Source organism: Streptomyces sp. NPDC059909, from assembly GCF_042730885.1.
In the GTDB taxonomy this organism is placed as follows: Bacteria; Actinomycetota; Actinomycetes; order Streptomycetales; family Streptomycetaceae; genus Streptomyces.
Window position 1 is genome coordinate 110,840 of record NZ_JBHWKX010000007.1, and the last position, 14,244, is coordinate 125,083.

General features: G+C 72.8%; 9 protein-coding genes. 2 read left to right on the forward strand and 7 right to left on the reverse strand.

Annotated elements, in window-relative coordinates; translation table 11 throughout:
• Positions 1-44 precede the first annotated feature (44 nt).
• The 3 genes from ACFV9O_RS08090 to ACFV9O_RS08100 form a co-directional block, all read right to left on the reverse strand.
• Complete coding sequence (locus tag ACFV9O_RS08090) at positions 45-1,469, reverse strand: MFS transporter (RefSeq protein ID WP_385413869.1); 1,425 nt, start codon at positions 1,467-1,469, stop codon at positions 45-47.
• 202 nt (positions 1,470-1,671) lie between these two features.
• Positions 1,672-2,955, reverse strand: a complete 1,284-nt coding sequence (locus ACFV9O_RS08095; protein ID WP_385413871.1) for a hypothetical protein — start codon at positions 2,953-2,955, stop codon at positions 1,672-1,674.
• A gap of 17 nt (positions 2,956-2,972) precedes the next feature.
• Positions 2,973-3,842, reverse strand: a complete 870-nt coding sequence (locus ACFV9O_RS08100; RefSeq protein WP_385413874.1) for a GntR family transcriptional regulator — start codon at positions 3,840-3,842, stop codon at positions 2,973-2,975.
• A gap of 149 nt (positions 3,843-3,991) precedes the next feature.
• Between ACFV9O_RS08100 and ACFV9O_RS08105 the strand changes: the two genes are divergently transcribed.
• Positions 3,992-4,867, forward strand: a complete 876-nt coding sequence (locus ACFV9O_RS08105) for a (2Fe-2S)-binding protein (protein WP_385413876.1) — start codon at positions 3,992-3,994, stop codon at positions 4,865-4,867.
• 231 nt (positions 4,868-5,098) lie between these two features.
• Complete coding sequence (locus ACFV9O_RS08110) at positions 5,099-6,184, forward strand: DUF2637 domain-containing protein (RefSeq protein ID WP_385413879.1); 1,086 nt, start codon at positions 5,099-5,101, stop codon at positions 6,182-6,184.
• Positions 6,185-6,235: 51 nt separating this feature from the next.
• Here ACFV9O_RS08110 and ACFV9O_RS08115 read toward each other — a convergent pair whose 3' ends face one another.
• The 4 genes from ACFV9O_RS08115 to ACFV9O_RS08130 form a co-directional block, all read right to left on the reverse strand.
• Positions 6,236-6,652 carry an ATP-binding protein gene (locus tag ACFV9O_RS08115; RefSeq protein ID WP_385413882.1) on the reverse strand — a complete coding sequence of 139 codons (417 nt, stop codon included), beginning with the start codon at positions 6,650-6,652 and terminating at the stop codon, positions 6,236-6,238.
• Between the two features lie 148 nt (positions 6,653-6,800).
• Positions 6,801-8,543, reverse strand: a complete 1,743-nt coding sequence (locus ACFV9O_RS08120) for a pyruvate dehydrogenase (RefSeq protein ID WP_385413884.1) — start codon at positions 8,541-8,543, stop codon at positions 6,801-6,803.
• A gap of 226 nt (positions 8,544-8,769) precedes the next feature.
• Positions 8,770-10,290 (reverse strand): protein phosphatase 2C domain-containing protein, encoded by a 1,521-nt coding sequence (locus ACFV9O_RS08125; protein ID WP_385413887.1) that lies wholly within the window; start codon positions 10,288-10,290, stop codon positions 8,770-8,772.
• A 133-nt stretch (positions 10,291-10,423) separates the two neighbouring features.
• Positions 10,424-14,170: a S8 family peptidase gene (locus ACFV9O_RS08130; RefSeq protein WP_385413889.1), complete on the reverse strand. Its 3,747-nt coding sequence runs from the start codon at positions 14,168-14,170 to the stop codon at positions 10,424-10,426.
• Positions 14,171-14,244: the final 74 nt, after the last annotated feature.

Below are 14,244 nucleotides of genomic sequence, written 5' to 3' on the forward strand. Positions count from 1 at the left end.
CGCGCCGTGGATTGCACACCTCAGCGGACGTCACACGTCACACGTCACGCGGCGAACCGTTCGGTGTGCCGCGGCAGCATGGTGAGGGCGAGCACGAACGCAAGGGTCAGGAAGACACCCGCCCCGATGAAACCGGCGACCGTGGCCGATCCGGTGAAGACGCCCGCGCCATTCGCAGTGCGGTCATTGCTGGTGAGTGCGACCGCTCCGATCACGGCGAGACCGAAGGCCCCACCCATCTGCCGTAGCGTCTGGCGGAGCACGGAGGCGTCGGTCCTCGCCTCGTCGGGCACGGAGTTCATCATCTCGGCACTGAGTGCGGGGATGGGCATACCCATCCCCAGACCTGCCGCGAGCATTCCGGGGATCTGCCCGTAGGCGTTGTCCGACGCGAGGGCCGACGTCCACGCGGCCACTCCTGCTGTGCCGCACGCCAGCCCGAGCACGGTCGCGGCCCGGGCCGAACCGAAGTGGTCCCGCAGACGACCGGACAGATAGGTTCCGGCCGCCAGGGGAACGACCAGGGCGAGCAGCATGGCGCCGGAGGTGACCACCGAGAGGTGCTGCACCTGCTGCAGGTGCAACGCGGCGTGCACCAACAGGCTCAGCTGTCCCGCCTGTACCAGGAACGTCAGCGCCACAGCGACCGCGAAGGCCCGGAGCTTCATCAGACGCAGGTCCAGGATCGGTCGGCGGGACCGCAGAACCACCCACGCCGACAGGGCGAGCAGCAGGAGTCCCGCGCTGACGAAAGTGATCGTTCTCGCGTCCTGCAGCCCCCAGGCACCGCTCTGGAAGAGACCGAAGACGAAGACCACCAGCGCCAGGACGACCAGCACGGCCTGAAGAACAGCGACATCACCTCCTTGGGCGCGCTTCGGCAGACGCGCCTGCGTGAGCATCCAGAGGATCGCGGCGGACACCGGTACGTTGACCAGGAAGACGGAGCGCCATCCGAAGACATGAGTCAGAAGTGCGCCCGCGACCGGGCCCATGACCAAGAAGATCTGGGCGTACGCCGCGTAGACCGCCAGGGCCTTTCCCCGCTCGTGTGCCACGTGGACATCCGTGATGACGGCTGTGGCCACGGAGAGCATGAGAGCCGCGCCCGCGCCTTTCACGGCTCGCGCCACGAGTATGAACGGTTCCGCGGTCTCGCCCGGTGGGGTGAGACCGCAGCACGCGGAAGCGGCGGCGAAGAGCACGACCCCGCACTGGACGGTGCGGAGAAACCCGAATCGGCGCGCAATCATGCCGACGACGGCGGCCAGTGAGGACAGCGACAGGACATAGATGAGCACCACGCGGTACATGGCTGCGGCATCGAGCCCCAGATCCCGTGCCATGGGAGTCAGGGCAACAGCGACGACGGTCTGGTCGAACAGGACCATTCCACCGGCGCATCCCATGGCGGCAAGGAGGAAACGCTTCCGGGAGCGCACTCGGCGCTGCGCGGTGAGCGAATCCACGGTGTCCTCCTGAGCCGCCGCCGAGATACCCGGCACCGTTCAGCCGGCGGGCACGCCGAAGGAGGCAGCTCGGCACCGAGGGATCGGCGGCCTGATGAGGCTACGACGTCAGTCGGCCACGAGGCGGTCGCTGCTGTGCCACCGCGCGCCTTCGCTGCGGTCGCGCTGCTGCCGTACGACGGAGCGGCCGGGGGCGATGCCGTCAGGGCGCGGATCGGGCCGTGAGACGGATCAGGGCCTCGTCCATGCCGATGACCACCGACCGGTCGGAGGCCACCGCGACGGCACGGACCGGAGGGCCGGGGCGGAAGGGCAGGACACCGGCGGCGTCCGGGCGGTGGAGTTCCACGAGCCCGTCGGCCCAGGCGACCGCCAGCGCAGAGCCCTGTGCGGAGAGGGCGACCACGGGGCAGTGGCGCTCGGCGACCGGGGCCGGCGCCGGGGCGCGACCCGGGTGCCAGGCACGGACCGTGCCGTCCGCTCCTCCGCTGTAGGCCAGCGGCGCCGGGGTCGTGTCGGTCACCGCCAGGGTCGTGACCCGGCCGCGGTGGAGGGCGGCCTGATGCATCCTCCGAAGGCCGAACGCGTGCACCGAGCCGTGCCGGTCGCCGGTCAGGACGAGGCCGCGGCTGGCGGCCAGTGCCGTGCCCGGGTGCTTCGCCAGCGTGGCCGTGACGGCTTCCGTCAGGGGCGTACGGCCCTGGGTATGCAGATGTCCCAGCTCGTCCAGCAGGAGCAGGCTGCCGTCGGCCACCGGCGCAAGTGCCTTGATCCGGGCGGGCATCGGGGCGGAGCCCGGCACGTGCGTGGCATCGGCAGGGTGCAGCGAGCGGACGGTGCCCCGCTGATCCGCCACGAGCAGATGGCCCGCCCATCGGCCGGTGCCGTGGGCCAGTGCGGCCACTGGACCGGGCCAGGGCGGGGTGACGTCGCCGCGCACGCGGGTCCAGTCGACCCGCCAGGGCGCGGCCGTGGCAAGGCCGGTGAGGGCGGGGCGCAGCCGGGGGTCCGCGCCGTCGCCGAGGGCGGCCAGCAGGACCAGGGCGCGTTCGGCGGCCGGCTGGTCGCGGACCAGGGACTGACCCGCCCGGAACCAGGCCGCCCGCAGACCTCCGTGCTCGTCGTCCCGGTCGCCGGTGTCGTTCGCGTACGCGGCCGTCACCAGCAGCGGGTCCGCGGCGCAGACCGCGGCCGGGTCGTCCAGGTCCGGCGGGGCGCCGCCGGCCGGCTCCGAGCCGCCCGGACGCGCCTCGGTGATCAGCCGGATGTGGCCCAGCTCCCGCAGCGCCTGCATCAGTTCGGCCAGCGCCTCGGGATCGCGGGCGGCGGGCAGGTCCGGCAGCGCGAGCACCCTGGGGCGCGGGTCGGCCGTCAGGGCACCGATCAGCTCACCGGGCGTCCGCGCCACCACGCCGAGTTGGTTCGCCAGCGCCCAGACGGTGCCTCGCACACTCTGGCCCGCGAGGGACACGACCGCGTCAGGCAAGGGCCCCGCCCCCGTTCTCAGCCGTCCCCGCCGGTGAAGTGCTCCCGTACCAGCGTCTGCACCACCACCAGGTCCTGGGCGATCAGAGCCTCCAGCAGCGCGGAGTGCTCGGCGGCGTCGGCGACGAGTTCGGCCCGTCGGGTGGCAGGGGCGCTCACGAGGGGCCATTGGGAGCGACGGTGGAGGTCGTCGGCGATGGCGACGAGCTGCTCGTTGCCGGTGAGGGAGAGGACCGCGCGGTGGAAGGCCCGGTCGGACTCGGCGTAGCCTGCGCGGTCCCCGGTCGCGGCGGCCGCCGCGGTCGCCTCGGCAAGGGGGCGCAGCTCGGTCCAGCGGGCGGCCGGGACGGTGCGGGCGAGGCGGAGCATGACCGGGACCTCGATCAGGGCGCGGACCTCGGCGAGCTCGGAGAGCTCGCGGGCGTCGCGCTCGACGACGCGGAAGCCGCGGTTGGGGACGACCTCGACCGCGCCTTCGAGTGAGAGCTGCTGCATGGCCTCGCGCACGGGGGTGGCGGAGACGCCGAACCGCTCGCCGAGTACGGGCGCGGAGTAGATCTCGCCCGGGGCCAGCTCGCCGGTGACGAGGGCGGCGCGCAGGGCCTCCAGGATCTGGCCGCGGACCGAGTGGCGCTGGACGGTGACCCGGGGCGCCGGGGGCTCGCTGTGGGTGTGCTCGCCCCGCACCTGGTCGCCGTGCAGGTGACCGCCGTGCGCCTGGTCACCGCGCGTCCGGTCACCGCGCACCTGCGGACCGCGTGCCTGCTCGCCGCGCGCCTGTTCCGGTATCCGTGCCTGCGCGTCGGCCGCGCGCGCCTCCGCACCGGGCGCGTGGGAGGACGCGTACGGACGTGCCGCGGCGGTGCCGCGCGCTCTGTCCTGCTCCACTCGGGTCCTCCTCCGGCTTCGTGCGGGGCCGGCCCGCGTGGTGCGGGCCCCCTGTGCACGATAGGCGGACACGACGGCAGTTCAAACATCGATCGCTTCGGGTAAGGTAAGGCTAACCTGCCAACGATCGCGATTCGGTGGTCCCCTGCATGACCGTCCCCGCCGTTCTCCCCAGCTCGCGGCCTGTCACCCCCGCCCCCGCCGCCACGCCCGTCTCGGACGCCTACGCGCGCCTGACCGAGGCGTTCCCGGGGCTGCGGATCCAGGAGCCGGCCGACGGCGAGCGGGCGCCCCAGGGCGGCGGCTGGGTAACGGCGGCGGACCTCGCGGCCGGGGGGCCGGCCCTGGACGCGTTCCTCGCCTGGGACAACGCCCAGGTGCTGCGCGACTACGGGCAGCAGGCCCGCCCCGACGTCGTCGCCAGCTTCGGACTCCACCGCTACGCCTGGCCGGCCTGTCTGCTGATCACGGTCCCCTGGTTTCTGGACCGCCGGGTGCCCCGGGTGCCCATCGAGGACGTCGCCATCCAGCGGGCCCTCGGGCGGCTGAGCGTCCGCGTCCGCACGTTCGCCTGTCTGCCCGGCGACCCGGCGGCGGAGCTGCCCGGCGCCCGCGTCGTCCCCGACGAGGAGGCCCTGCGCGCCGAGGTACGGGACGCCGTCGCCGAGCACATCGGACCCGTGCTCGACGGCTTCGGCCCGCGCATGCGGCGCGGCAGACGCGCCCTGTGGGGCATGGTGACGGACGAGGTCGTCGAGGGCCTCTGGTACGTCGCGCATCTGCTGGGCGAGGAGCGGCGGGCGATGGCGGAGCTGGAGGCCCTGCTGCCGGGCACGACGAAGCCGTACGTGGGCACGGCCGGCTTCCGCGAGCTCTCCGGCCCGAACGGCGAGCCGCTGCCCACCCGCGACCGGGCGAGCTGCTGCCTCTTCTACACGGTGCGGCCCGAGGACACCTGTGTCACCTGCCCCCGCACGTGCGACGCCGACCGCGTGCGCAAGCTGAGCGCCGCCACGCAAGGCTGACGGAGGCCGCCCGTCCGCACGCCACTCATCCGGGTGGCATCATTCGAACTCAATTACCCCTCCCCCGCTGCATGTTCGAGCAGAACGCACCTATTCGTATGCCCTGAAGCCTCCTTGGCGTCCTCTTGCCATGAAACCCCGTGACCGCCGCGGTACTTCGGCCAATATGGGCGCCCGAATCGCCCTACCGCGGCGCAGACGCAGCAGACGCAAGGATGCAAGGGACCCCGCATGAGACTGACCGACATATCGCTGGACTGGCTGCTTCCGGGCGGCGTGATGCTCGCGGGGGTCGTGGCGGCGGTGGCGGTGCTCGCGCGCGGCAGGCGCGCCGGCGACAGTTCCGCGGCCGACGACTCCTGGGAGCGCAGCGAGGAGCGCCGCAGGCGCAAGGAAGCGATCTACGGCACCGCCTCCTACCTGCTGCTCTTCTGCTGTGCCGCGGTCGCCGCGGCACTGTCCTTCCACGGACTGGTCGGCTTCGGCCGGCAGAATCTGAACCTCTCCGGCGGCTGGGAGTACCTCGTCCCGTTCGGCCTCGACGGCGCCGCCATGTTCTGCTCGGTGCTCGCGGTGCGCGAGGCCAGCCACGGCGATGCCGCGCTCGGCTCCCGGCTGCTGGTGTGGACGTTCGCGGGCGCCGCCGCCTGGTTCAACTGGGTCCACGCGCCACGCGGCATCGATCACGCCGGCGCCCCGCAGTTCTTCGCAGGCATGTCGCTGTCGGCCGCGGTCCTCTTCGACCGCGCGCTGAAGCAGACCCGCAGGGCCGCGCTCCGCGAACAGGGCCTGGTGCCCCGTCCACTGCCGCAGATCCGGGTCGTACGGTGGTTGCGGGCGCCGCGCGAGACCTTCGGCGCGTGGTCGCTGATGCTCCTCGAAGGCGTGCGCACCCTGGACGAGGCGGTCGACGAGGTCCGCGAGGACCGGCGGCAGAAGGAGCAGAACCGGATGCGCAGGCGCGACCAGGAGAAGCTGGAGCGGGCCCATCTGCGGGCGCTCAACCGGCAGCACCGGGCATGGGGCCGCGGCCGCGGCGGGCGCCAGGTGGACATCGCCCCCATGAGCGCCACGACCGTGGCCGGTTCGGCCGTGAGCGGCTCGGGGGGCTCAGCACCGGCCGCCGTCGGGCCGGTCGCGGAGCCTGCCATAGCCGAGCCGGGACAACTGCCGCCACGCACCCGGCACTCCCTTCAGGCCGTGAGGGGCACTGAGCCCGTCACGGTCGACCTCACCGCCGAGGACGACACCCAGGCGCTGCCGCGGCTCGACTCCCTGGAACGCAAACTCAAGGACCTCGAGCAGCAGTTCGGCTGAGCGGACGGCCGGGTGGAGCGAAACGGCGGACGGGACGGCGGACGGGAGGGTTCACATCCCCCCGCCGTCCAGCTCGAACCAGACCACCTTGCCCAGGGCATGCGCCTGCACGCCCCACGCATCCGCGAGGTGCTGCACCAGGACCAGTCCCCGACCGTGTGTGCTCTCGTCGGCCACGGGGACGCGGGGCTCCGGCAGCCCGGACGTGAAGTCCCGTACCTCGACCCGGAGTCTGCTCGGGGCGACGGTCGCCGTCACGACCGCGCCGTCGTCCGTGTGGACCAGGGCATTGGTCACGAGTTCGCTGACGAGCAGCTCGGCGACCTCCGCCGAACCCGGCTCGCCCCAGTCACCGCGCCCCAGCAAGTCGCGCAGGGCCCGCCTCACCTCCGGTACGGCCCTCAGGTCCGCGCGCCCCACCCTGCGGCGCAGCTGCGCCGGCCAGGACCCTCCCTGACGCCTCGTCATCATCCCCCACCGCACGTCGGAACGGTCCCTTCCTTCTCGCCTGCTCGCGCACGTACTCTCACAAGCACTCCCAAAATGCATGCCCCGCCCCAGTGCGGCCACGCCTGTGGTTTTCACCACGCGTGAGGGGCGCGCCACACTGCGCTGCTCAAGGCCGCGGCACGTTCCGGAGGTTCGAGCGGGCCATCTGGAGCATCCGGCCCACTCCCCCGTCCAGCACGATCTTGCTGGCGGAGAGCGCGAAGCCGGTCACCATCTCGGCGCTGATCCTCGGCGGGATGGAGAGCGCGTTGGGGTCGGTGACGACGTCCACGAGGGCGGGTCCCTTGTGCGCGAAGGCCTCCTTCAGCGCCCCGGCCAGGTGCTTCGGCTTATCCACGCGTACGCCGTGGGCGCCCGCCGCCCGCGCGATCGCCGAGAAGTCCGGGTTGCGGTTCGTGGTGCCGTACGAGGGCAGGCCGGCGACCAGCATCTCCAGTTCGACCATGCTCAGCGAGGAGTTGTTGAAGAGGACGACCTTCACCGGCAGGTCGTACTGGACGAGGGTGAGGAAGTCGCCCATCAGCATGGCGAATCCGCCGTCGCCGGACATCGACACGACCTGCCGGCCACGGTCGATGAACTGCGCGCCGATGGCCTGGGGCAGGGCGTTCGCCATCGAGCCGTGGCTGAAGGAGCCGATGATGCGGCGGCGCCCGTTGGGGGAGAGATAGCGCGCCGCCCAGACGTTGCACATGCCCGTGTCGACGGTGAACACGGCGTCCTCGTCGGCGAGTTCGTCGAGGACCGAGGCGACGTACTCGGGGTGGATGGGGACGTGCTTCTCGACCTTGCGGGTGTAGGCCTTGACGACGCCTTCGAGCGCATCGGCGTGCTTCTTCAGCATCTTGTCGAGGAAACGCCGGTCGTTCTTGATCCGCACCTTCGGGGTGAGGCAGCGCAGCGTCTCACGCACGTCGCCCCAGACCGCGAGGTCGAGCTTGGAGCGGCGGCCCAGGTGCTCGGGCCGCACGTCGACCTGGGCGATCTTGACGTCGTCGGGGAGGAAGGCGTTGTACGGGAAGTCGGTGCCGAGCAGGATCAGCAGATCGCACTCGTGAGTGGCCTCGTACGCGGCGCCGTAGCCGAGGAGGCCGCTCATACCGACGTCGTACGGATTGTCGTACTGGATCCACTCCTTGCCGCGAAGCGCGTGCCCGACGGGTGACTTGATGCGCTCCGCGAACTGCATGACCTCGGTGTGGGCGCCAGCCGTCCCGCTGCCGCAGAAGAGGGTGACGCGCTCCGCCTCGTCGATCATGCGGGCGAGGGCGTCGATCTCCGCGTCGCCGGGGCGGACGGTGGGGAGCGAGGTGACGAGGGCGTGTTCGACGGTCTTCTCGGGGGCCTGCTGCGAGGCGATGTCGCCGGGGAGGGAGACGACACTGACGCCGCCGCGGCCGATGGCGTGCTGGATGGCCGTCTGGAGGAGGCGCGGCATCTGCTTCGGGCTGGAGATCAACTCGCTGTAGTGGCTGCACTCGCGGAACAGCTGGTCGGGGTGGGTCTCCTGGAAGTAGCCGAGGCCGATCTCGGAGGAGGGGATGTGGGAGGCGAGGGCCAGGACGGGGGCCATGGAGCGGTGGGCGTCGTAGAGACCGTTGATGAGGTGGAGGTTGCCGGGGCCGCAGGAGCCGGCGCAGGCGGCCAGTCTGCCGGTGAGCTGCGCCTCGGCGCCCGCGGCGAAGGCGGCGGTCTCCTCGTGGCGGACCTGGATCCACTCGATGGCGGCGTTGCGGCGGATGGCGTCGACGACGGGGTTGAGGCTGTCGCCCACGACTCCGTACAACCGCTGCACGCCCGCGCGGGCGAGGATGTCGACGAACTGTTCTGCGACGTTCTGCTTGGCCATGGCTCCATCTATCCACGACCGGCGCGGTCACGCCTCTCACGTACGGCCTGGTCGGTGATGGAGCGTGGATCGGCGAGCGGCAGCCGCGCGGCGGCCGATGTCACCGATACGACTTCGGATCCAAGGCGGACGAGGCAGGCGATGCGCAGCATCGTCGACCGAACGACAACGCAGGAGACGGAGTCGCAGGGCGTCGTGAGCCCACGCACTGTCGCGGACCGGACCGTCAGGCCTCCCAGACGGCGCAGGCCGTGCGGTCGTCGGCGTATCCCTTCACCCTGAGCTGCGTGTCCGCGAGATAGGCGGCGAGGCCGGGGGGCTCCCCGCCCGCCCAGCGCCGGGCGAGTTCCTCGGCGAGGAAGGGCTCGCCGCGCAGCGGATCGGCGAGGCCCGTGCTGCACAGGAGGAGAGTGTCGCCCGGACGGGCCACGGAGGCGCGGAAGCGGAAGGACTCGGCGGGCGGGGGCAGGGGAGCGTCGATGTGCGGCGACGGAGGTGTGGTGATGCCGAGGTCCATCGTGAGCCGGTCGCCCTCGGGGGTCTCCGGGGGCTGGGAGCCGTAGCCGACGACGGGCTCGCCGGTGATGGCGGCCGGCTCGGGGACGAAGGGCTCGATGTCCTGCCAGGCGCCCTCGCGGAGCCGGAAGAGTCCGCCGCCGCCGATACCGAAGAACACACGGGTGCGGCAGGCGGGGTCGGCGGAGAGCAGCAGGCAGCGGAGGCTCGCGGTGTACTCCTCCGGCGGGACGTCCAGTTCGGCGGCCCGGGCGCGGAGCTTGCCGAAGGAGCGGTCGGTGAGACGCTGCAGCCCGGACTTGAGGTCGCCGCGCCGCCCGGCCCTGATGTCCTCGGCGAGCCGGACGTGGCTGCGGCCCACGGCTCCGCCGATCCAGCGGGTCGCGTCGGCGGCGGCGCGATGCGCCCCTTCGGTGGCCCGGGCCCCGGTGGCCACGGCCACCAGCACGAGCGCGCCCTCGCCGGTGCCGAAGCGCGCGGTGAGCAGGGCATCGCGCCGGGGCTCGCCCCGGTACCGCGCGGAGTCCCCGCGCACGGACGCGGCCCGCAGCGTGTACGCCCCGTACCGGGCGCCGTCGAGCACGGTGTCCGCGACCAGTTCGCCGAGCTCCTGGGGGTGCGCGACGGGCAGTGCGGTGGGCTCGGCGTCGTAGGTGGGCGGGCGGTCGCCGATGTGTCCGGTGCGGGGGCGTGGGGGTGCGGCGCGCCCGGAGGCGGGCGCGGGGCCGGCGGTGGGGGGCACCGGCGGCTGTGGCGGCACGGCGGGCGGTTGCGGGGGCGCCGCGGGCGGTTGCGGGGGCGCGGCCGGGGCTGGGGGCGGTGCGGCCGGCGGGCCGGCCGTTCCCGCGTTCGCATCCCCGCCCGCGTCGGCGTCCGGCGGCCGGGAGACGGCGGGCTTCCCGGCCGCACGGTCGGCGCCGGGCGGTGGTGCCTGATGCGGGACGGTCGCCGCGGGCGGGCCCGGGGGCTCCCAGGGCGCTCGGTGCGACGGCGCCTTGAGGGACGAAGGCTCCCACCAGGCGCGCCGGCGGTCGTCGGGCAGTGGCGGTGGAGGCGCGGACGGCGGCGCGGGCTCCTGGTCCTCGCCCACGGTGTCGACCGCCGAGTGGAAGCGGTCGTCCAGTGTGTCACCCGCCGACGAGGCGGGTCCGGTGTCCGGGGTGGACTCGTCGTACAGCCGGTGCCACCAGTCGTCGTCGGCGGTGGCGGGCTTCTCCCCCTGCTGACTCATGCCCTTATTGTCCACCGCGGAGGGCGGCCGAAAACGGGTCAACGGGAGAATTTGTCCGTGAACGGATGCACGAAGGAGTCCGCCGGGCGGCCCAACCCCCCACGGGAAGGACGCCCGGCGGACGTTTCGGTGGTCAGCGCACGTCGTAGGCGCGCTCCACTGTCTGGGTGACGGAGTTGCCGTTCGCGTCGGTCAACTCGACCTTGAGAGTGATCTGTTGACCGCTCCTGCCCGCGTGGTCCACGGTCGCGGTCCAGGCCCCGGCGCTCTGCTGCTCGGCCTTGGCCTCGGTCCAGGTGGCTCCGCCGTCGTACGAGTACGACAGCTTCGCATCGACCAGCGCACCGGGGGTGTACCCCGCGTGCCCCGACACCCCGAGCGTGAGCTTCTGGCCGTCGGCCGCCGGGAGGGTCTTGAGCCCGTCCTCGGGGAGGCCGATCACCGGGAAGAGGAGCGGGATGCCTTGAGAGTACGCGCTTTCGTCACGTGCGGAGCGGAATGTCCACACCGTGGACAGCTGCGTCGAGCGCGTCCACACCTTCGCCGGGCTGCCGATCTTGGTGGTCCACAGCGTGAGTTCGTACGCGGCGTCGTCGGCCGGCACCTCGAAGACCCCGAACGGGTAGGCGGAGTTGCCGATCTCCTCGCCGTTCCGCTTGAGCGTCATGCTGCCGATGTCGCCGAAGGATCCGGCCGCGGCGTCGTGCTCGCCGTCGCCCCAGAAGGCGGTCGCGACCCCGATCAGATCGCCCTGGCGCTCGGCGGCGAGCACCGGCCGGCCCGCGGCGTCGCGCGGGGCGGTCGGGGCGACAACACCGCCGTACCAGGACTCGGTGCCCCGCTCCCCCGCCCGGTAGGCGGAAGGGCTGCCGAGCATGAACTCGCCCCAGGGGAAGCTGCTGGACACGGTCTTGGAGTAAACCGTGGCGCCCGCCGACTGGTACTCGGTGCGCTTGCCGGGCGCGGCGACCAGGTTGATGAGCCCGCCGAGGTAGACCTGCTGACCGGTGTCGGGGCGTACCGCGGACACGGAGTCGAGGTAGTCGGCGGCGACTCCCATCGCCCGGTACGTCGCCTCGGTCGCGCCGAGCTTGCTGTCGTGGACGCGGTAGGTGCGGTCCGAGGTGACCGGGCCGTCCTCGGGGAAGGCGAGGTTGTAGACGTACGGGCTCTTCGCGGTGGCCTTCCAGCGCAGCGTGACGGGGCCCGCGGCGAGCCGCGCCAGCAGCTCGGCGGCCTCGTCGGAGGGCACCGACAGTGCGGGCAGCTGGGCGCCGAGGAAGCCGGCCGCCGGGTACCAGCTGCCGGGAGCGGCGTGTTGGGCGATCAGGGCGACCGCGCCCGCGGCCTTGGCGGCCTGGGCCTGCAGGCCGACCGACATGGTGTCGTCGGCGACGCGGACGAGGGCGATACGGCCCTTGACCCCGGCGGCGGCGAGTTCCTCCGCCGTGCCCGACCCGGCGTCGACGAGCTGCGCCGAGCCGGTGCCGTCGAGGTTGGCCGAGCCGGTGCCGGAGGTCAGCGGGTGCAGGACGGGGCCGCCGTCGACGGCGAGTTCGGTGATCTGGGGGGCGTAGCGGCGCCAGTAGCTGCCGAACTCGAAGTCGCCTTCGTGGGCGCTGCCTTCGACGGACGCGTAGTACTGCTGGATGTCGCGTCCGCCAGTGAGCGTTCCGGCGTGCAGCCGGCCGTCCCAGGAGCGGGCGAAGGCGAGCGTGCCGGCACGGTTCTCGCCCGGCTTGTCGGTCTGGACCCGGAGGCGGTGGGCCTTGCGGGCGTCCAGGACCACCGTCGTGTCCTTCGTCAGCTCCAGCTGCGGACGGCCCAGGTAGGCGAGGGACTTGTCCTCGCCGGTGACGAAGGAGGAGAGGAAGTACGAGCCGGGGCGCAGCCGGTAGATCTGGTCGGCGGCGCCGTCGTTGAAGCGGCGCTCGCCGGTGGCGGTGTCGGTGCCGATGACATCGACGGAGGACGCGCCGGCGGCGGGCTTCCCGTCGCGGTCGACGAGCTTGACGCGGAGGGTGACGGTCTCCGGCTCGGCGTACAGCGAGAACGGCGTGGAGACGGTGACACCGCGCGCGGTGGCGAGGACCCGGCCGGTGACATCGCCGTACTGACTGCGCGCCAGGTCCGCGGACGGGTCAAGCGTCAGCGGAACCTCGACGGTGGCGCCTGCCGGGACCGTCACGGAACGCTGTCCGAGGCGGGCGACGGCGGAGCGGACGCGCGAGCCGTCGTTGCCGGTGACCTTGTCGACGGCCAGGTCCAGCTTCACGTCCTTGTCGCCGTGGTTGGTGTAGGGCAGCCGGACCGTGGTGCGGTCGCTGCCGTCCTGCGGCCAGGCGAAGGTGCCGCCCTGGACGGCGGGTGCGCCGGTGACGGTGGTGTCGACGGCGGCCTTGACGTCGAGGCGCCCGGCGCCGGTCTCGCGCACGTCGCCGGGGATGCCGGAGTCCGCGGAGGAGACGAGCGCGGCCTTGATCTGCTGGGCCGTCCAGTCGGGGTGGCGCTGCTTGAGGATCGCGGCGGCGCCCGCGACGTGCGGCGTGGCCATCGACGTACCGGACATGGACTGGTACGCGTACACGCCGCGGCCGCCCGCGGCGGCGGCCGAGATGGCGACGCCGGGCGCGGCGATCTCGGGCTTGAGGGTGTGCGAGACGATCGTCGGGCCGGTGCTGGAGAAGTACGCGGTGGAGTCGTCGCGGTCGACCGCACCGACGGTGAGGACGCTCGGCGCGCAGCCGGGCGAGGAGACGGTGTTGAGCGCGGGGCCCGAGTTGCCCGCGGCGACGACGATCAAGGTGCCCTTGCTCCGGGCGAGTTCCTCGGCGGCGACGCTCATCGGGTCGGTGCAGTCGGTCGGCACACGGCTGCCGAGGCTCATCGAGACGACGTCGGCCTCGTTGTCGACGGCCCACTGCATACCGGCGATGATCCAGGACGTGGCGCCCTCGCCGTAGTCGTTCAACACCTTGCCGTTGAGGAGCTCGGCGCCGGGCGCGACGCCCTTCTTCCTGCCGTCGCTCGCGGCGCCGGAGCCGCCGACGGTGGAGATGGTGTGGGTGCCGTGTCCCTGGCGGTCGTCGGTGTCCGGCGAGTCGGTGAAGTTCTCGGAGGCGGCGATCCGGCCCTTGAGGTCCGGGTGTTCGGCGTCGGCGCCGGTGTCGAGGACGGCGACCTTGGTGCCCTTGCCGTCGTATCCGGCCGCCCATGCCTCGGGGGCGTGGACCTGCTTCGTCGAACGGTCGAGCGTGGCCTCGACCTTGCGGTCGAGCCAGAGCTTCTTCAGCCCGGCGGCGGCGCGCGAGCGAGGGCTCGTGACGTCGGACCAGAAGCCGGCGGCCTGCTTCTTGTCCGCCTTGAGGGCGACGCCGTCCACGGCCGGGAGCACGAGCGAGCGCTCGGCACCGCGCAGGGCCGCGGGGGCGGACCGCGCGACATCGTTGCCGTACACGGCGATGAGCGGCAGGGTCTTGCTGTGCGCGTCGTCGTAGCCCTGGCGGATCAGCCCGGTGACGTTGAACAGCTCCTGGTCGACGCGGCCGGCGGCGAGCGCGCCGGTCGCGCCTTCGGGGTAGACGTACAGGTCCTTGCCCGACTGGCGGGTCTGGAGCAGTGGTACGGTCCCGTCCTCGCGGGGCAGGGCCGCGGCGGCGGGGCTCTTCGTGCCGGCGCCGCGTACGAGCACCTGGTCGCCGGTGACGAGGGTGACCGTGACGGCTCCTCCCCCGGCCGCCTGAGTGGCCTGACTTCCTGTCAGCGGCCTGCTGTCGGCCGGGTCGTCCTGCGGCCTGGCGGCCAAGGACGGCGCGACCGCGGTGACGGCCAGGACGGCGGCGGTCGCCGCGCCCAGGGCCGTGCGCGATATCGGACGCATCGCTCTCCCCAGTTAATTTCCGGACACAAGCAGCCAAAGAACCCATGTCCAGGAGCTGTTGGTGCTGCGGTGGC